Annotated in this window: 16 protein-coding genes, 1 tRNA gene and 1 pseudogene; 7 read left to right on the top strand and 11 right to left on the bottom strand. The window is 33.8% G+C overall.

Translation table 11 applies throughout. The annotated features are described in order from the left end of the window. Positions 1–721 precede the first annotated feature (721 nt). Complete coding sequence (locus BJB63x_RS00800) at positions 722–1,606, top strand: metallophosphoesterase family protein (RefSeq protein ID WP_078718595.1); 885 nt, start codon at positions 722–724, stop codon at positions 1,604–1,606. 651 nt (positions 1,607–2,257) lie between these two features. Here BJB63x_RS00800 and BJB63x_RS00795 read toward each other — a convergent pair. Next, the gene (locus BJB63x_RS00795; protein WP_078718594.1) at positions 2,258–3,166 is read right to left on the bottom strand and encodes a cation diffusion facilitator family transporter; all 909 of its coding nucleotides are present in this window, start codon (positions 3,164–3,166) and stop codon (positions 2,258–2,260) included. A gap of 767 nt (positions 3,167–3,933) precedes the next feature. Between BJB63x_RS00795 and BJB63x_RS00790 the strand changes: the two genes are divergently transcribed. Beyond that, positions 3,934–4,749 (top strand): TrmH family RNA methyltransferase, encoded by an 816-nt coding sequence (locus tag BJB63x_RS00790; protein WP_078718593.1) that lies wholly within the window; start codon positions 3,934–3,936, stop codon positions 4,747–4,749. A gap of 49 nt (positions 4,750–4,798) precedes the next feature. Here the strand turns inward: BJB63x_RS00790 and mnmA are convergent. Continuing rightward, positions 4,799–6,026, bottom strand: a pseudogene (gene mnmA, locus BJB63x_RS00785) (tRNA 2-thiouridine(34) synthase MnmA). Positions 6,027–6,351: 325 nt separating this feature from the next. Between mnmA and sciP the strand changes: the two are divergent. Next, complete coding sequence (gene sciP, locus BJB63x_RS00780; RefSeq protein ID WP_078718591.1) at positions 6,352–6,627, top strand: CtrA inhibitor SciP; 276 nt, start codon at positions 6,352–6,354, stop codon at positions 6,625–6,627. A gap of 122 nt (positions 6,628–6,749) precedes the next feature. Here the strand turns inward: sciP and BJB63x_RS00775 are convergent, their stop codons facing one another. After that, a complete protein-coding gene (locus BJB63x_RS00775) occupies positions 6,750–7,136 on the bottom strand; it encodes a flagellar export protein FliJ (RefSeq protein WP_078718590.1) in 387 nt (128 codons plus the stop codon). A 533-nt stretch (positions 7,137–7,669) separates the two neighbouring features. Between BJB63x_RS00775 and ctrA the strand changes: the two genes are divergently transcribed. Further along, complete coding sequence (gene ctrA, locus BJB63x_RS00770; protein ID WP_078718589.1) at positions 7,670–8,371, top strand: response regulator transcription factor CtrA; 702 nt, start codon at positions 7,670–7,672, stop codon at positions 8,369–8,371. 139 nt (positions 8,372–8,510) lie between these two features. Here the strand turns inward: ctrA and chpT are convergent, their stop codons facing one another. Then, the gene (gene chpT, locus BJB63x_RS00765) at positions 8,511–9,149 is read right to left on the bottom strand and encodes a histidine phosphotransferase ChpT (RefSeq protein WP_078718588.1); all 639 of its coding nucleotides are present in this window, start codon (positions 9,147–9,149) and stop codon (positions 8,511–8,513) included. 213 nt (positions 9,150–9,362) lie between these two features. On the opposite strand from chpT, the gene BJB63x_RS00760 reads away from it, so the two are divergent. Both BJB63x_RS00760 and BJB63x_RS00755 read left to right on the top strand, forming a co-directional pair. Next, positions 9,363–9,959 carry a DUF1134 domain-containing protein gene (locus tag BJB63x_RS00760; RefSeq protein WP_078718587.1) on the top strand — a complete coding sequence of 199 codons (597 nt, stop codon included), beginning with the start codon at positions 9,363–9,365 and terminating at the stop codon, positions 9,957–9,959. 23 nt (positions 9,960–9,982) lie between these two features. Further along, on the top strand, positions 9,983–10,630 hold the full coding sequence (locus BJB63x_RS00755; protein ID WP_078719496.1) for a hypothetical protein: 648 nt from the start codon (positions 9,983–9,985) through the stop codon (positions 10,628–10,630). Between the two features lie 69 nt (positions 10,631–10,699). Here BJB63x_RS00755 and BJB63x_RS00750 read toward each other — a convergent pair whose 3' ends face one another. Further along, a complete protein-coding gene (locus tag BJB63x_RS00750; RefSeq protein ID WP_078718586.1) occupies positions 10,700–11,818 on the bottom strand; it encodes a DegT/DnrJ/EryC1/StrS family aminotransferase in 1,119 nt (372 codons plus the stop codon). A 47-nt stretch (positions 11,819–11,865) separates the two neighbouring features. Then, a complete protein-coding gene (locus BJB63x_RS00745; RefSeq protein WP_078718585.1) occupies positions 11,866–12,822 on the bottom strand; it encodes a Gfo/Idh/MocA family protein in 957 nt (318 codons plus the stop codon). 169 nt (positions 12,823–12,991) lie between these two features. Between BJB63x_RS00745 and BJB63x_RS00740 the strand changes: the two genes are divergently transcribed. After that, positions 12,992–13,068: transfer RNA gene (locus BJB63x_RS00740), tRNA-Met, on the top strand. Positions 13,069–13,577: 509 nt separating this feature from the next. On the opposite strand, the gene BJB63x_RS00735 is transcribed toward BJB63x_RS00740, so the two are convergent. From BJB63x_RS00735 to BJB63x_RS00715, 5 genes are all read right to left on the bottom strand, one after another. Continuing rightward, positions 13,578–14,363 carry an ABC transporter ATP-binding protein gene (locus BJB63x_RS00735; protein WP_078719615.1) on the bottom strand — a complete coding sequence of 262 codons (786 nt, stop codon included), beginning with the start codon at positions 14,361–14,363 and terminating at the stop codon, positions 13,578–13,580. Further along, on the bottom strand, positions 14,360–15,235 hold the full coding sequence (locus BJB63x_RS00730; RefSeq protein ID WP_078718584.1) for an ABC transporter ATP-binding protein: 876 nt from the start codon (positions 15,233–15,235) through the stop codon (positions 14,360–14,362). Before BJB63x_RS00730 ends, BJB63x_RS00735 begins: the two co-directional genes overlap by 4 nt. Then, on the bottom strand, positions 15,228–16,157 hold the full coding sequence (locus tag BJB63x_RS00725) for an ABC transporter permease (protein ID WP_078718583.1): 930 nt from the start codon (positions 16,155–16,157) through the stop codon (positions 15,228–15,230). Before BJB63x_RS00725 ends, BJB63x_RS00730 begins: the two co-directional genes overlap by 8 nt. 3 nt (positions 16,158–16,160) lie before the next feature. Continuing rightward, positions 16,161–17,234: an ABC transporter permease gene (locus tag BJB63x_RS00720; RefSeq protein ID WP_078718582.1), complete on the bottom strand. Its 1,074-nt coding sequence runs from the start codon at positions 17,232–17,234 to the stop codon at positions 16,161–16,163. A 90-nt stretch (positions 17,235–17,324) separates the two neighbouring features. Continuing rightward, a complete protein-coding gene (locus BJB63x_RS00715) occupies positions 17,325–18,947 on the bottom strand; it encodes an ABC transporter substrate-binding protein (RefSeq protein WP_078718581.1) in 1,623 nt (540 codons plus the stop codon). Positions 18,948–19,199: the final 252 nt, after the last annotated feature.

Raw genomic sequence — 19,199 nt, 5'->3', positions numbered from 1 at the left:
ATTCATGTTTTATATTTTAAATCCCAAAACGACTATAATATTTTTCATCTCCAATCAAAATCACCAAAGCAACCTTGTAATTTTCTGCTGCTTTTAACGTTAAACGCATTAAGCTACTTCCCATGCTAATATCTGTATAATAAGAGTGTACAACAAGAAATCGCAACAAATAAGCAGTTTGTAGACGTGTTTTTCAGGAGTCATCCTCACTGAACCAATAACTAATCTTCAATGCAAGCTATAAAAGAAAGTCAGTGATCATGTTTTCCACTTTCTCTTAGCAAATAACTTGCGCGCGTAAAATGAACAGGTCCTAAAAATTATTTAATTAATTTTTTCAATCTGAACCTCATGTTAAGCTGTTTCAGGCTAACAACTGATTGTATTACCAGTTGTAAAAAAGAAGAAAAAGATTGAGAAATAAATGATGTATCTGTCATGAATAATAGTGAGAAAGATTCACACGTAATCAAAAATACCAAACATTTTCATTTTAAACGCTTTGATTCGCTATCACTTATTTTCTCATAGAACATCTTCCTACCCTTGCAATAATTTATTTCGAGTATTTTATTCTATCAAAATCAATATCCCAAAACTTATCTAATATCTTTAGCAAACTGTTTTTCATTTTACAATTTTCATTTCCTGTAAAATAGAAAACTGGCTTTTCTTTCCTATTTTTTATTGCTTAAATTATTTTCAACGCTATGCTAGATCTATGTTTTATCTTGCTCATATATCAGATGTACATCTTTCACCTTTACCACAACCTTCCTTATTCGAACTTTGTGGGAAGCGTTTAACTGGATATCTTAATTGGAAGAAAAAACGTCACAACCAAATGAAAACAGATACTTTAGAAACGTTAATGCACGCATTGAAACAGAAAAAGCCTGATCATATTGTGATTTCTGGTGACCTCATTAATCTTGCCTTGGATAAAGAATTTACACAAGCTCGCAGCTGGTTATTTGCTCAAAACAATCCTCAAAATATTTCCCTAACATTTGGAAATCACGATGCTTATGTTCGCGGAGCATTCCAAAAAGCCTGTACTTGCTTCCAACCTTGGATCAAAAGTGATTTCCCACAAAAAAAACCTTTTCCCTATATTCGTATTCGCAATAACATAGCGATTATAGGTACTTCTTCAGCTATTGCTACACCACCTTTTCAAGCTGCAGGCTATTTTGATAAGCAACAAGCAAAAATTTTGTCCAAATTCTTAAATGAAGCTGCAAAACGTGGTCTCTTTCGTATTATAACGATTCATCATCCTCCTTTTTACCATGCTACTTCTTGGCATAAAAAATTATGGGGTATAGAGCGTTTTCTAAAAGTTATTAAACACCATGGTTGTGAACTTATTCTCCATGGTCATACTCATTTACCTACATTGAATATCATTGAAGGAAAAATGGGCAAGATTCCTATTGTTGGTGTTGCTTCGGCATCACAATCTTTTGGAGGCAAAAGGCCCCCTGCAAATTTCAACTTATTCACTATTGAATATGCGCACCATCAATGGCAATGCCAATTACAACGTTATGGTATCATTAATCACAATAATGAAATAGCATGCATTGAAAAAATTGATTTTTAATATTTCAAGAAAGCATAATTTTTCTTATTAAGATGTGCTATCGTAAATAATAGCTAACTATTGTATCAAAATTCCTATTGAGTAAATTATGAAGAAGAGAATTTCAAAAAATATCACTAAATATTAAGTAATAGAAACATATAAACATATTTAGTTTAATTTTATTAATTTATATAAGATTGTGATGCAGTTTGTCCATATGAGCAGAAAGACATTAAAGATAATTCATCAATATAAAAACAAAAAGCCCATTTAAAAATGGATACTTTTCTTCCTATCTTGTCTGAAATTAGCAGTAACACTTGCATTAGTTTCTTTTAGAGAAGAAAAAATTCATTTGTAATAAAAATGATCAGAAAATCGTAAAAGAAAGATTTATAATCTCTTTAGTGAAGGCTGTTATTGACACCGAACATAATAAATCTAAAGTTCATCTTATTCTAAAATAATGTCAATAGTTTTCTCTGTTTTGATTGATATATTCATCATTGCAGAAGCATCAGTAATAATTTTCTTTTACGCCTTTTAAAAAGATTACGTGTTTTTACAACTTATTTTTAACTCTTAAAATTATAAAAAATAATAGTAATAAACTTAGCATACACCCCTGCCTTTAAAAGTTTCCATGTTTATAAAAAATAAAATCTTTCTTTACACAAAAGAAACAACTGCTGTTCTGAGAGGCAATTTAGCTTCATTTTCAGGTTCTATATGAATAATAACACGTACGTTCTTAAATTCCTTTTCAAGCACACTCTCAATATTATTGCAAATCTGGTGTGCCTCTCCAACTTGCATTACAGCTGGTACAACTAAATGAAACTCTATAAAAGTAATCCTACCAGCAACACGTGTTCTTAAATCATGCACTTCAATTGCACCACGTGCACTAACTGAAATAAGATCACGGATCCACAAAGTTTCATTTAATTCAACTCCAACATCCATAAGACCCTGAATCGCATTATAAATTACCTTCCCTCCCTGTAAAAGAATATTCATAGCAACAATTATTGCCAAAATCGGATCCAAAATAGCCCACTCAGTTATAAAAGCAGAAACTAGACCAATTAAAATGCCAAATGAAGTTAAAACATCTGTCATTAAATGCACTCCATCAGCTTTAAGAGCAGGAGAACGGTAAATTTTTCCCTGCCGAATAAGAAACCATCCCCAAAAAAAATTTATAATACATGCTACAAAATAAGGAACAAGCCATATCCCAGGTTTTTTTGGTAATTCAACCATCATGAATGCTAACCATGCCTCTCTTAAAATCATAATTGCTGCAATAATGATCAACACACCTTCAAGAAGAGCAGAAAAATACTCTGCCTTATGATGTCCAAAAGGATGGTCTTTATCAGCTGGCTTCATACTTATTTTAACCGCCCACCACGCTGCTAAAGCTGCAAGAATATTGACAATCGATTCCAATGTATCAGAATAAAGAGCAACTGAATTAGTGATGTAGTAAGCCCAGCACTTCAAAGAAAAAACAATACAAGCCACCAAAATAGACAATATAGTCAATCTTTGTATCTGTATTTCTGTATCCATAACTTAATGATCTTTTTGATTACAATGAGCGATAATATTTTCAGTGATACATCTTATAATATTTCCAATATACCTTCCAACACTCTCTTAAAATAATAAGAAATACAAGACAAAAAAAATAATTGTTACAATTAAGCATCAACTTTTATCGCTATCTTATTATAAGTTTTCTTATAATAAGCGACTCAGATATTACTTATAAAAAGGCAATTTTCGACGGTTGCCAACTACAATCAGTCGAGCTGTTAATGGCTTTATCTCTATTATCTTTGATTGAAACTAAAATTTTTTATACTCAAATATGCTGTCTTAGCATATTGTACAACACTCTTATAGCATGAATAGATATAATTGCCAAAGTATAAAAAAGCCGCTAAAAGCTATGATGTGACGTTTCCCTTATATTTTCAAAGTGTAATAATTACTATAGAAAACTTCACAAAAAAATAATCGCAAAAATCATCTTACAATTAGAGAAAAATAAATTCTACAAATATCTCTATAAAAATACAAAAAAGAATCTGGGCATTGGGAACCCAGATTCTTTTCCCTTTTAAATAAGGATTTACAGGCTTAGGAAATAGCGGGGACCTAAGACCCGTAACCGATATGAAAACAATATATTTGCTGCACTCGGTGTGCATTATATATACCTATGATTGTATATTGTCAATAAATTTTCTACTTTAAATTTTAAAAATAATGTTTTCTTTAATCTTTCCATTCAATATCTAGTGATTTTAAAAAAATAATGTTAAAGATTCTACATGACTTTAAATATCACCACAATCCATGAAGCCAATGATCCGCGTTTGGAAGCTTATCATAATATCCGTGAAAAAGATCTCGTTGGACGACAACATCAATTTATTGCTGAAGGAAAAGTGATATTATCAGCATTGCTACATTCAAAAGAATTTTCTACCTTATCATTACTTGTTGTTGCAGCTCGCCTTTTAGGAATTATGCCCATTTTAAAAGAAACAAAACCAACATGCCCTATTTATTGTGTTCCACAAAAAATTATGGATGATATTGCTGGTTTTCATGTCCATCGTGGTATGCTTGGCATTGGAAAACGTAAAAAACTACCATCATTAAAAGAGTTTCTACAAAATCTTCCCGAAAAAGCTTTAATTCCAGTTTTATGTGGCATCTCTAATCATGATAATATGGGAGCTATTTTCCGTAATGCAGCTGCTTTTGCTAGCACTGGAATTATCGTTGATAAAACTTCATGTGATCCTCTTTACCGAAAATCAATCAGAGTTTCTGCGGGTGCGGCTTTAAATGTGCCTTATACACAAGGTGACGATATTGATAGCATTATCACAGCTTTAAGCGATGCCGATTTTCACCTTTACGCGCTTTCCCCTTCTGCTCCGCGCTATCTTAAAGATGCAAAAACAATAAAACACACTGCACTTATTTTTGGAACAGAAGGTAATGGCTTACCAGCACACGTGCTAAAAAAATCAGAGACTTTGCGGATTCCTGTGGCTTATAGCTTTGATAGTATCAATGTTGCTACAGCATCAAGTCTTGCCCTAGCACATTTTGCTGATTTTGATAAACTGAATTAAAGGCGTTAACGCTTAAAAATTACCAGATGATATTTTTTATCTTATATATTTATTTACGTGCAACAGTTGTTTTACCTTTGAAAAAAGTAGAAGATTTCGTTTCCAAATTGCACAAAACTTGCTTTAACATTTTTTCAGTATCGGCTGCACGCTCTGAATGTGTAATAAATCCACCTCCAAGAATACGTGCTTCATGACTATTTTCATTATAAAGAACGCAAGCTTGACCAGGTGCTATACCACTTTCACTTTCCAACAAATCAACAGAAAATAATCCTTGTTTATAATATAAACGTGCTGGACGTGGAGGACGCGTTGAACGAACCTTTACTGCCACATCAATACCATCAAAAGGAAAACTATCTAATTGTTCATCACCAAGCCAATTCACATCACGTAAAAAAGCTTACGTGTTTCCAACATTTCACGCGGTCCAACAATAACGCGCGCATTTTCTACATCAAGATAAATTACATAAAGGGCTTCACCCGTCGCAACACCAATCCCACGCCGTTGACCAACAGTATAATTAAAAATTCCTGAGTGTTCTCCCAAAATCTGCCCATCAATATGCACAATAACTCCCGGATTGACTACTTCTGGCCGTAATTTTGTAATAACATCAGAGTATTTTCCCTGTGAAACGAAGCAAATATCCTGGCTATCGTGTTTATTAGCAACAACTAAACCCATTTCGGCTGCTATTTCACGCACACGCTCTTTTGAAAGATCACCTAATGGAAAACGTAAATAGTCAATTTGCTCTTGCGTCGTAGCAAACAAAAAATAACTCTGATCACGATCAGCATCCAGAGGACGAAATAATGCACGATGTGCACCACGAATACGACTACGAATATAATGACCTGTTGCCAAAGCATCTGCACCTAATTCATATGCAGTTTCTAACAAATCAGCAAATTTAACAGTCTGATTGCAAGAAACACATGGAATTGGTGTTTCTCCATGAGCATAACTTTCTGCAAAAGGATTAATAACAGCTTCACGAAACCGTTCCTCATAATCAAGAATATAATGAGGCACACCCAAAGTTTCTGCTACACGGCGAGCATCTTCGATATCTTGTCCTGCACAACATGCACCTACACGATGTGTTGCAGCTCCGTGATCATACAACTGCAACGTAATCCCCACCACATCATAACCTTCTTTTTTAAGAGGCCTGCAACAACTGATGAATCAACTCCTCCAGACATTGCAACAACAATACGAGAATTTTCAGGATGCCCTGGCAAATCAAGACTATTTAAAAACATACATTCACTCTCTACTTTTTAAATCCCCGCTTAATGTAATATTCTTATACGCATTATGTGCTATCTATATTATTTTTTTGTCTTTCCTACAACTAACGAGTGATATCAGATTGTCAAAGAAAAAGCTTAAAATGATAAAGAAATAAATTAAAATGAAAATTCTTTCATAAAAAAATTTATTATAAATATCATAGAATATTGTTTTATTTTTTATAATATCTGCAATTGGTTTTATTAATTTTTTCTTTAAACGAACTTAGTTCTTTTTTAAAACTCACGCCTTATAAACGCATCTGATTATTGAATATTACAAGTAGAAAATATAATGACTGATTTGATAAAACTACAAATGAAATACGTTATTGGCCCGGATGGAAGTCCACTTACAATCACCGACTTACCTCCTACAACGACAAAGCGTTGGGTTATCCGCCGCAAAGCTGAAGTCGTTGCAGCTGTGAGAGGTGGATTATTAAGTCTCGATGAAGCCTGTCAACGTTACACTTTAACCTTAGAAGAATTTCTTTCATGGCAAAGTTCGATTGATGAATACGGTTTAGCTGGACTAAGGACGACCAAGACCCAACAATATAGGCATTAATTGCTATAAAAATGATACCGGTTCAAAATTTTATTTCAAAATAAACCAAGCTTGAAAAAGCCTGGTTTACTTTTATTTTAGCACATAAAATTTAAAGATCTACATATAATCTTCAGCTTTAACTATCCAGCCATCGAGCGAAGTTGAGTAAAAATATGATGATCATCATTTACTGTCCCAGTCCCCTCCTTTTCAAGGATTTTCGCACGTTGAAGCTCTGTATTAATTTCCTTTAAAGCAATTTCAGCATTTGTTCTCTGTAACTTTAGACCGCGAATCGAAACCTTAAGATTATCACGCCTCTGTCGTACTGCACGAGCAAAAGCTGAATAAGCAAAATGATGAATATCACTGTTTCCAGATTTACGCTCTTCATTAACAATTTGTTCTTCCAGTTCTAATACCATTCGTTCAAATTCTGTAATCATCATCTCAAGTTGTGTAATTTCACGGCGTTTCTCTCGCACTTGAAACATCTTTAATCGCACCATACTCTGCCGTGGTTTCATACCTAACTACTCCTTAACTATACCAAAACTCACATTAGCGCTCATATACACCCTCAATTCTTAGTGAAAAAAGTATTTTTTAATTTAAACTTCTGTAGCATTTTAAAACTCCTGCAAATGCAGTCCTACTTTAAAATACTAACTATTTTTTCATGTTATGTCTCTACTAAATCAAAGAGACTTAAATCTCGGTAAATAAATATAAAAAATTTTAAAATAGCTAATTATAAAACTTTTTAAGTTACAAATTAACAAAACATAATGCTGACTTCCCTACAGAATTTAAGAAAATAAAAAGTTTTTCTAAAATAATTTTATTAAACTCTTTCAAAAATAAAAATATTTTGTTAACCACTATCTAAGATAGTGGGGGAAACAGCGGCAATTGTTGCGCGTACTGCTGGACTATTCATAAGCACTTCAATGTTAAGTGTTTGATTTTATGAATTATTTTTTATGAACAGTCATTTTAATAACTGTTACGAAATAAAAAGGCTCCGCTTGATTCGGGAGGAGCGAAATGAGGGAATGAAATGCGCGTATTGTTAATTGAAGATGATAAAACAACCACTAAAAGCATCGAATTGATGCTAAAATCAGAAAACTTTAATGTCTACATTACTGATTTGGGTGAAGAAGGTATAGATTTAGGTAAACTCTATGATTACGATATCATTTTGCTTGATCTGAATCTTCCTGATATATCAGGTTATGATGTCTTAAGGACATTACGGCTGGAAAAAATAAAAACTCCTGTGCTTATTCTTTCTGGTATGGGAGGTATTGAAGATAAAGTTCGTGGCTTTGGTTTTGGAGCTGATGATTACATGACTAAACCTTTTCATAAAGATGAATTAATTGCGCGTATTCATGCTGTTGTACGCCGCTCTAAAGGTCATGCACAATCAGTTATTATCACCGGTGATCTCACTGTTAATCTCGATACTAAAACAGTTGAAGTTGCAGGCCATCCTGTTCATTTAACAGGGAAAGAATATCAGATGCTAGAGCTGCTATCTCTACGCAAAGGCACCACACTTACTAAAGAAATGTTTCTCAATCATCTCTATGGGGGTATGGACGAACCTGAACTTAAAATTATTGATGTCTTTATCTGTAAACTGCGGAAAAAACTGGATGCGGTATCTTCGGGTGTAAATTATATTGATACAGTTTGGGGACGTGGCTATGTGTTGCGTGACCCGGTTGAAGAAAATATAAGAAAAACTGCTTAAGCAAAAAACATCACTATTAAAATCTCAGATAGTTACATACTGAGATTTTTTTGTTATATATCGATAAAAATCCTACAACTATCATTCATCCATAGAAACCCGTTACTTTTCTCCAATATAATGAGAGACTTCGCCTTATTCAAAGTTTCTTTACACTTTCTAAAATAATACAGTCACTGGTTTCATGTATGCTTATTTTCATAGCTGTTATCTCAGCAAGTAATATCGTATAATATAATTGAACAACACGTGCATCGATTAGCTCTTCCGATATTTTTCCGCTATATAATTCAATAAAATGGGAAGGGGTGCGCAATATTTTACCACAAACTTCGAACCGAAATACACGTTTATATGTATCTTGTAAAATTATAACACTTATTTCACCACTATGAGAAACTATTGTATTTGTAATCAACAATAAATTGAGTAAAAGCTTAACTTCGTCTTTTGGTAGAAAAAAAGAAGAAGCTTGCCATTTCAAAATTGCCTTTTTTTCTTTCATGTATTGCTGAGAAACCTGCTTAGCAAAATCCGTATCTATTTTATCCTCTACTCCTCCCGCAGATCCAAAAGCTAATCGCGCAAATTGTAAACGTGCAGAAGCATTGGCAACAGATAAACGCACTAATCGCAAAGCATCTTCATCAGCACCTCCTTCATCATAAAGCTCCATAGCATTTTGAATAGCACCAATAGGAGAAATTAAATCGTGGCAAATACGACTACAAAGCAAGGCAGCCAAATCAGTAGATTTTAAAGAAACAACCAATGTCATATCTATTACAGTTCCTCAATTCTCAAAAATTTTCCTCAAATGAAGCTTTTAACACCTAATTTATATATAGAAATTTAACAATCACATTAAAATTTTCTTATCAGGAAAAAATTTAAGAATTTAAATAACTTTATGCCTTATTTTCTATTTAATTGAATAGAATTTTAATTCTATCCTCATGTGTATAATCATCAATTAAAAGAGAAAAATCCTATGGTACACTCTCTCTTATCACGTTGGTATATGAATATTGTACTCTTCATATCCCTCTTATTAATAACGATAAATAGTGCAAATGCTCAGCTTTCATCAGTAGAAGAGCAAGATCAGAATTTCTCGTTGCAAGAAATTATTGCTTCCGGTCATAATTTTTTTGGTAAAACAGCAGGTAGCATAGCCACTGCAATTGAAAATATTTTTTCCCGATATGGTCATCCAAATGCTTATATTTTAGGAGAAGAAGCATCTGGTGCTTTTTTTGCTGGATTAACTTATGGCGAAGGGAAAGTCTTTACTAAAAGTCATGATCAACATAAAATTTTCTGGCAAGGACCATCTGTAGGGTGGGATTTCGGTGGCCAGGGATCCCGTGCAATGATCTTAGTTTACGATCTGAATAAGATAAATAATTTATGGGGGCGCTATGGAGGTATTTCAGGTTCGGCCTATTTAATTGCAGGAGTTGGTTTTCATGTTCTCAAACGGGACAATACTCTTTTGATTCCAATACGCACAGGCGTTGGTGCACGTCTTGGAATCAATATGGGATATTTAAAATTAACACCCACGCCAACATGGAACCCATTTTAAAGCTCTTATTGAAAAGAGGTATTATGCTTATCCAATCAATTCTTTTTTTTATTCTTGGAGTTGCAATCATTTCTTGGTTATTAGTACTTATTTCTCCTCTAATTTGGCGCAAGATTCTTCATTTTGCATATCAATCCGTTTCCGCAAAAATTCCATTATCGCTTATTGAAATACAAGCTAACTACAATTTTCTTTGTGCTCAACATGCGGTAGAATTAGCGCGTCATGAACAAAAATATGATTCTTTACAAAAAAAATATGCTCAACTAAAAATACAACTTAGCAAAAAAAAAGAACAGCTTTATTGTTCATATTTTCCTGCACAATACAAACCTTTTCCCCCTACTAAAACAAAAAAAGTAGAAAACAAAAACAATGTTCTAGCAATAGATACTTTCATAAGAGAAATTAAAGCTATGCACGAGAAAATAGTACGTTATGAACAACGTCTTAAAAATATTCAAATTGATGAACTTGATACTGATGCTAAAAATCAATTGTTAAATGAATTATGTGAAGATACAAAAGAATTAGCAGCTGCACTAGTTAGCCATATTGCTTTGAAAGAAGGCAAAGCCTCACCCATTAATAAGTTAACTAAAAGCTCTAAAAACAACAGCGATCTTGCATCTTACATTCGCAAAAAAATCGCTAATACTAAAATAGAATAAATTTAAAAACGCTTATAATACATTATAAATTATACTGTTTACATAAATAGTGTGTTTCTCCTACAGATTTTAGGCACTATAAAAGTCTCTTATACACTGAATAATTTTATCTTGATCACCTTGTGATAAATAAGGATACATAGGTAAACTTAAGATACAGCTTCCCAAATATTCAGAAACAGAAAGAGAACCCTTTACATAGGGAAAATTTTTATAAGCTGGTTGTAAATGCAAAGGAGTATTATAATAAATCATTGTAGGAATGCCATTTTTTTGTAAATAGGCTTTTAACTTATCGCGATTTTTCACCTTAATGGTATATTGTGCATAAGCACAACAAACACCCGTTTTCACTTTTGGAACTTCCACAATATCCTTTAAACTCTCAGAATAACGTTGAGCAATTGCTGCACGTTTTTCTATCTCATCTTCAAAAATAACAAGTTTTTCTAATAAAATAGCGGCTTGAATTGTATCTAATCGTGAATTCATACCAATACGCACATTGTCATATTGTGTTTTACCTTTACCATGAAACAATAATGAACGTAAAAGGGCTTCCATATCATCATCATTAGTCATCATAGCACCCCCGTCACCATAACATCCTAAGGGTTTTGCAGGATAAAAACTAGTTGCTGCAACATCACCAAAAGCCCCACACATAACATTATTACTTTTACCGCCTATCGATTGAGCAGTGTCTTCAATAACAAAAAGATTCTCTTTTTTAGCTAGCAGAGAAATTTTTTCATAATCAGCAGGGAGTCCAAACAAATCAACAGCAATAATCGCCTTTGGTTTAAGACGTCCCTCTTTTTTAATCATTTGGATTGCTCCAGAAAGTTTATCAACGTCAATATTAAATGTATCAGGTCTTACATCAACAAAAACAGGTTCCGCTCCTACCAAAGCAACAACTTCTGCAGTTGCAGAAAAAGTAAAACTAGGACAAAAGACAGCATCACCTCGACCAATATTCTTAGCCATAAGAGGCATCATCAATGCATCTGTTCCATTAGCACAAGCAATAACATGCTTAACGCCAAGATAATCCGCTAATCGTTCTTCAAATTCTGTTACTTTCGGCCCCAAAATATACTGACCACTGGCTATAACATGCGCAATCGCGGCATTAATTTTATCTTCGATGCGCGCACGCTGCGCTCCAAGGTCAATGAATTGCATATTAACTCCATTGATAATCACAATAATATAAAGGCTTACCTTACCTTTTATCCATGATGCTCGACACTAGCTGCAGTTAAAACCCTTAAAATAGCGATAGCATCTTTTCCATTTGTACGAGGTGATTGGCGTGTCTCAATACAATTTAGAAAATGCTGCAATTCGTAGGTAAGCGGTAAACCTTCACAAATATCAATATAATTTATCTTATCAGTACTAGAAACCCATTCTTTATTCTCCTGCCAAATAGAAAAACGGTGAAATGCTAATTTACGATTCCACGGTTCCATATCATCAAATACAATCATAGCCTTTGTACCAATAATTGTCAGGCGTCTTTCACAATAAGGACTAAGACGTGAAGTAAAAAGGTGGCTACGTATACCATTTGGAAATGTCATATGAATATGCGCAAAATCAGAAAGCCGGTTAATCACTGCGGATTCTTCCCCATGGACCTGCAAAGGTTCGCATTTTGTCAAAGCTAAAATCATTGAAAGATCATGGGGAGCAAGATCCCATAAAGCACTGCTTTGTGTATGAAATTTACCAAAACCTAACCGATGAGAATAAATATAACATATATCTCCTAACGCTCCTTGCTCTATTAATTCACATAATTTTTCAAAGGCGGGGTGAAAACGCAGAATATGACCTACCATAAAAATCCGTCCATATTTATTAGCAGTCCGAACTTGGAGTTCAGCATCAGTTATATTTAAAGCGATTGGTTTTTCAACCAAAACATCCTTGCCATTCTTAATAGCCCGCAGAGCATTTTCTGTATGAAATTGTGGAGGTAATGCCAAAATAAGTGCATCAATATCTTTATGAGTAAAAAGATCATCCGGTGTAATAGCCATAACACCATACATACTCGAAAAATGCGCAGCACGACTGGAATCAGCATCGGAAACTGCTGCTAAAACTCCAAGACTTTGAAGGGTCTGTATATGATTTTTACCCCAATAACCGCACCCTAAAACCGCTATACGTGGCGCCATTTTTTATGCCTTATTCTGCCAACTATAAAAATTTATAACTTTCATTCATTCCATATCCGGGATGAAATAGAATAACAAGAGAAAAGCTTAAAAACGATGCTTGACATCTTACTATTCTAACTCTTAGTATCCACCAAAGATAAAATTCTTTATAAGATTTATCTACTTTGGCGGAGTAGCTCAGTAGGTTAGAGCAGAGGAATCATAATCCTTGTGTCGGGGGTTCGAATCCCTCCTCCGCTACCAATGTTCACCTTATGACATTTTTTAGAAAAGTTTTCATTATGTAATTCCAATTAATTTTATTTGAATCATCATAAAAGATTTTTATAATTAATTAATAGAAATGAATTAGGAAATACGTAAATCCTTCTCAAAAGAGCGATTGAGAAGAACATTATAATAATGCTATTCTTTAATCCTTTAAAAACTTGATATAATTTATGATAACATATTTACACAGAAAAAAGATAATGATAAAAACCACAATAATAAAATAAATAATTATTTTTCTGTATATTTAGATTTCTAATTTTCGTAACAAAATTGTTAAAAATAGAATCAATATGTCGTTCAAAATTGATTGTCCGAATTTCCAATTCAACCATGAGTAATCGTATTAATAATACATAGTTTTATCATTAAAATTGTGGCTTCAATTCTATACTAATGAATTAGTTCAATATCAGAAAAGAATAAAACATCAAACTTTAGAAAGAGCAATATAAAAAAGAAAACTTGCCTTCTTATAATATCTATAATGCTTTTTTTTCTTTATGGAAAATAGGCTCAATACTGGTTTCAAAAAACATCTTTGTATAGTCATTTTTCGCATGTAAATGACGCAAATTGTTATTGCTTAATTCTTCAAGAATTACACCTTTGTGCATGATTCCAGCACGTCTACACATATGTGCAATAACAGAAAGATCATGAGAAACCATTAAATAAGTAAGATGTTTTTCTTCCTGTAATGATTTCAACAAATTTAAAATTTCAGCCTGAACAGATACATCCAATGCAGATGTTGGTTCATCAAGCAACAAAACTTCTGGCTCAATAATTAAAGCACGGGCAAGAGCAACGCGCTGACGTTGGCCTCCAGACAACTCATGTGGATAACGATAAAAAAATGAAGAACCTAAACCAACAGCGCTTAAAATATCATTTATCCGTTCTTTTTTATTGCTCATATTATGAATTGAAAGAGTCTCAGAAAGAGCAGTATAAACCATTTTTCTTGGATGAAGTGACGCATAAGGGTCTTGAAAAACCATTTGAATACGGCGTAGAAAAGCTTTGTTTTTTTTCTGTGGCACTTCTTTACCATCAAAAATAAAACATCCACTAGAACAGGAAATCAACCCAACTAATGCATTCAAAATAGTTGATTTACCACACCCTGATTCACCAATTAAACCATAAGCTTCACCACGCTTAATATGAAAGTTAACATTTTTCACTACTGTTAACGCTTGATATCCACGTCCAAAAGTCACAGATAAGTTAGAAACGTCAATAATATTTTCACAATTGGTCACAACAACCTCTTTTCAACACCATTTAAAATCGTAGGACTATCTAACCAACTAGGATCTCGCTCAGGAACAGTTAAAATATCAACTGGATTATCAAGCCGTGGCAAACTCGCTAGCAAAGCCTTGGTATAAGGATGACATGCACGAGATAAATCAGATGCTGATAATTCTTCCAATATACGACCAGCATACATTACCAAAACACGATCACAAAAATTAGCAATCATATTCAAATCATGACTAATGAAAATAAGTCCCATTCCTGATTTTGTCACAAGCTCATCCAACACCCTTAAAACCTGAGTTCTCACTGTGATATCAAGTGCAGATGTTGGCTCATCTGCAATAATTAAATCAGGCTTGGGAATAAGCATCATAGCAATCATAACTCGCTGTCCCATTCCACCTGATATTTCATGAGGGAATAACCGCATAACATGTTCAGGATTACGAATATGAACAGATTCCAACATAGAAATTGTCCGTTCCCATGCATCCATTTTTGAAACATTATAATGAATACGGTAAGCTTCTATAATCTGATCCCCAATTCGTATTAATGGATTAAGCGAATATCTTGGATCTTGTAAAATCATTGAAATACGTTTTCCCCGAATAGTACGCATCTGAGACTCACTTGCAGACAATAAGTCGATATTATCAAAATACATTTTCTTAGCTTTAATGATTGCTGACTTTGGATTGAGTTTCAAAATCGCACGTCCAGTCATTGATTTTCCGGATCCGGACTCCCCAACAATTCCAACTTTTTCTTTCCCAAGAGAAAAGCTAACACCACGCACAACATCTGAAATACCAACTGTTGTAGGAAATGAAATGTGTAAATTTTCTATTTCTAATAATTTTTTATCCATTGCGCGGATCCAATATATCACGAAGTCCATCGCCTAAAAGATTAAAAGCAAGGCTTGTAATTAATATTGCACAACCGGGAACCGCTGCCAACCACCAACTTGTCATCATAAATTCACGACCTGTCGAAAGCATAACCCCCCATTCAGGACTCGGAGGTTGGGCACCTAACCCCAAAAAACCAAGACCGGCAGCCATTAAAATAATAGCAGACATATTCAATGTTAATCGTACAATTACCGAGGGAATACACATCGGTGTAATATGAAATAGAATAATTCGGCAAGAAGATGCCCCTTGTAGACGAATAGCAGAAACGTAATCAGATGAACGTATTGTCAGAGTTTCAGCACGCGCTAAACGTGCAATTGGTGGCCATGCTGCAATTGAAATCGCGATTGCAGCATTTTCAATACCTGGTCCTAAAGCAGCTGAAAAAGCAAGTGCTAAAATCAAACCTGGAAAAGCAAGAAAAATATCAACAATACGCATTAAAATAGTATCAACCCATCCTCCTATATATCCAGCTGTCGTTCCTACAATGAGCCCTACAGGTGCCACAATAATAGTGGTTAGAAAAACAATATAAAGGGTAATACGCATACCAAAAATTAATCGACTAAAAATATCACGCCCTAACTCATCTGTTCCCAAATAATGCAATGTAGATGGTGGAAGAAGTCGATGAGCAAGATCATTACTTATAATATCATGGGTAGCAATCCAAGGTGCAAAAATCGCACATAAAACAATAGAAAAAATAATGACAAAACCAAATAAAGCAGAAATATTATGAAAAAATCTAATCAACGAATGGTAAAATTTCTGTATGTTCGCCTGAATAACTGATTGTGGAATAGACCTTTTTACCCAGCGTCTTAAAGAAAACGATGGTTGTAATTCATTTTCGTGCGATATTGTCATAATTTAACGTGTCCTTGGATCGAAGATTCTATAAAGTAAATCAGAAAATAAATTAATAACAATAAAGAAGCACCCTATAAGCAATGTACAGGCTACAACCGCATTCATATCACCTGCTAAAAGAGCATTAGTTAAATAACGTCCAAATCCAGGCCAAGCAAAAACTGTCTCTGTCAGCACAGCACCTTCTAATAAAAAAGCATAAGAAAGTCCAACAATAGTAATAATCTGAACAGCAGCGTTGCGGAAAGCATGCCTCCAAACTGTTTGTCGCCATGATAATCCCTTAACACGTGCAGTAACAATATATTCCTGATTTAGTTGTTCAATCATAAATCCACGAGTCATACGACTAATATAGGCCATAGCACCGAAGGCTAGGATTAAGGCAGGCATAATAATATGACTGAAAGCGTTACCAAAAGCCTCCCATTTCCCTTGCATTGCAGTATCTAAAAGAAAAAATCCTGTCTTGGCTTCAAAAGAATATTCGTAAATAAAATCAATACGTCCTGGACCACCAATCCAATCAAGTTTATTGTAGAATACCAATAATGCTATTAATCCAAGCCAAAAAGTCGGAGTTGAATAAATAAACAATGTAAAAAAACGCAAAAAATAATCAATGGCTGAATTACGATACATTGCTGCAATGACACCAAATGGAATACCAAAGCTTGTACCAATAATAATAGCAACTGTTGCTAATTCAAGCGTTGGAGGAAATACATGCATAATATCTGTTAAAATAGGCCGCCCTGAAACTAAAGCATCTCCAAAATCAAACAAAAAAATATGTTGAAGATAAGTCCAATATTGGATGATTAATGGCTGATCAAGACCCAATTTATAAAACATTTTATCATAAGATTCTTGACTGATATTATCTCCAAGAATGGCAATAACGGGATCTAAAGGAAGAAGACGACCAATAAAAAAAGTAATTGTTATTAAACCAATTAACGTAATAAATACCGAAATCAAAAGCTTAAAAACTTTAAAAAAAAATGCCCATATATACAAATTTTTCTGCTTTGGTAATAATATCGTATTAATTTTTGAAAATGATGAAGCCATTATAGCACTTCCCTACCCACTTATGAAACATAAGTTTAGCGATCTTTCCTACCATACAGTCAAATAAATTTTAACTACACACTACTGAATCTATTCATCATTTGATTGTATATATTTTTCAGCTTTATTATAATAAAGTCTGAAGCTATTCCAAACCCATTTTTTTACTTTAGGTCCTACCCCAATAGTATAATATGTCTGGAACAAATAAGCCATAGGACCGTGATAAAAAATATAATTCTGTAGTTCTCGATATTGTTCAAGGCGTTTATTTTTGTCTTCCTCGAATAAAGCATCCATCACCATTTTATTTGCCTTTGCATCATAATAACCAGCCCGCCAAGCTAGATGCATATTGTAACGTTTGGTAAATGTAGGATCAGGATTAAAAACATGATGCCATGAAGATGCATGTCCATCAGGATCAGCTGTACTCCAATTCATAATAGCAATATCATAATTTCCACCACGAACCCGACTTAACAATTGAGCTTGTGACATTTTTTCAATGGTAAGTTCAATACCAATCTTATGTGCATTTTCTTGGATAGTCTGCGCAACAGATGACATATAGGTAAGACTGCCAATTAAAAGATTGGCTTTAAAGCCATTTAAATAACCCGCCTCATTGATTAACTGTTTTGCTTTTTTTAAATCCAATTTAAATGGTACACCCTCTTTTTCATTCAAAGCACCCGGCACCCCTAATGGCATATAACTTGCACGAGGAATGGCAATCCCTTTTAAAACAGTTTTACCAAGAGTATCATAATCAACTAGATAACGAAACGCCAAACGTACTTTTTCATTAGCAAAAATTGCATTCTTATTATTCAATGAAAGATAAACAGATCGTGGACGCAAAACACGACGAATTGTAATGGGGCCCCCTTGTTTTTCAATATCCAGTATATCCTCTGAAGAGAGATCACGAGCTATATCTACAACTCCTTTTTCTAAAAGAAATCTTTGACTTGCTGATTCAGCAACATGAAGTATTAAAATTTTCTCAATTTTTGGATCTCCTCCCCAATAATGTTGGGTTGCCTGTAAAACAACTCGCTCTCCTGGAATCCAACGCACTAATTTATAGGGACCAACACAAGCTGAATGAGTAGCTAAATATTTATTTCCCATATCATCATTAACAGCGTGTATTTCAAGTTTTCTCCGATCAAGCAAAGCAGAAGCATAAGATTGCCCAATTACAGTCAATATAAGACGGAGAGGATAGAATTTATCAAATTGCATTTGTAAAGTTTTATCATCGAGGGCTTGGATATTTGTTTCAACATTATCTTTAGTAAATCCATAATCCTTTAAAGATTGAGCATAACCCAATTCTAATTTAACAACCCTTTGCATTGACCAAGCAAGATCTTGTGCAGTAGCTACCGTTCCATCATCAAATTTTAAATCATCACGAAGATGAAAAATAATTTTTTTCCCATCATCTGAAACATCCCAAGATTGTGCCATAGCAGGGTGAATTACAGTCGGGTTATCTGGATGATACTGTACTAATGCACTGCAAATATTGGTCAATAATTCACTTGTAACCAGTTCCACTGATTGTGCCGGATCAAAATTGGTAATCGAATCAATATTCCATGCCATCACCAATGTATTTTTAGGTGATGCATTCAGTACTATTGGCATTAGCCCACTAAAAAAAGCAATTAATCCTAATACAGCAAAAATTCTCTTAAACATTTGCTTGTACACCCACCTTGTATCGGTTTTTATCCCTTCAGAACAAAGTATCAATTTAAGTATCATACAACACATTAACCTTATTTTCCTATCTAAATCAGATATATTATCATACCTTTTTTATGAAAGAAAACACACGCTTTATATTATCAATATTGATTGAACAAACATAAATTTACTTTGAAATAAGAATCACACTTAATAACTTTATATTCTAAATTCTTAAAGAAGATTATTCCTGTATAGGGAAAT

This window comes from Bartonella sp. JB63, assembly GCF_002022665.1.
GTDB lineage: Bacteria > Pseudomonadota > Alphaproteobacteria > Rhizobiales > Rhizobiaceae > Bartonella.
The sequence above is the reverse complement of the archived record's forward strand: the minus strand, read 5'-3'. Positions and strand labels throughout refer to the sequence as shown.

Coding starts and splice junctions, on each gene's coding strand:
- BJB63x_RS00800 (WP_078718595.1), top strand. CDS start 722: ATGTTTTATCTTGCTCATATATCAGATGTACATCTTTCACCTTTACCA.
- BJB63x_RS00795 (WP_078718594.1), bottom strand. CDS start 3,166: ATGGATACAGAAATACAGATACAAAGATTGACTATATTGTCTATTTTG.
- BJB63x_RS00790 (WP_078718593.1), top strand. CDS start 3,934: ATGACTTTAAATATCACCACAATCCATGAAGCCAATGATCCGCGTTTG.
- sciP (WP_078718591.1), top strand. CDS start 6,352: ATGACTGATTTGATAAAACTACAAATGAAATACGTTATTGGCCCGGAT.
- BJB63x_RS00775 (WP_078718590.1), bottom strand. CDS start 7,136: ATGAAACCACGGCAGAGTATGGTGCGATTAAAGATGTTTCAAGTGCGA.
- ctrA (WP_078718589.1), top strand. CDS start 7,670: ATGCGCGTATTGTTAATTGAAGATGATAAAACAACCACTAAAAGCATC.
- chpT (WP_078718588.1), bottom strand. CDS start 9,149: ATGACATTGGTTGTTTCTTTAAAATCTACTGATTTGGCTGCCTTGCTT.
- BJB63x_RS00760 (WP_078718587.1), top strand. CDS start 9,363: ATGGTACACTCTCTCTTATCACGTTGGTATATGAATATTGTACTCTTC.
- BJB63x_RS00755 (WP_078719496.1), top strand. CDS start 9,983: ATGCTTATCCAATCAATTCTTTTTTTTATTCTTGGAGTTGCAATCATT.
- BJB63x_RS00750 (WP_078718586.1), bottom strand. CDS start 11,818: ATGCAATTCATTGACCTTGGAGCGCAGCGTGCGCGCATCGAAGATAAA.
- BJB63x_RS00745 (WP_078718585.1), bottom strand. CDS start 12,822: ATGGCGCCACGTATAGCGGTTTTAGGGTGCGGTTATTGGGGTAAAAAT.
- BJB63x_RS00730 (WP_078718584.1), bottom strand. CDS start 15,235: ATGGATAAAAAATTATTAGAAATAGAAAATTTACACATTTCATTTCCT.
- BJB63x_RS00725 (WP_078718583.1), bottom strand. CDS start 16,157: ATGACAATATCGCACGAAAATGAATTACAACCATCGTTTTCTTTAAGA.
- BJB63x_RS00720 (WP_078718582.1), bottom strand. CDS start 17,234: ATGGCTTCATCATTTTCAAAAATTAATACGATATTATTACCAAAGCAG.
- BJB63x_RS00715 (WP_078718581.1), bottom strand. CDS start 18,947: ATGTTTAAGAGAATTTTTGCTGTATTAGGATTAATTGCTTTTTTTAGT.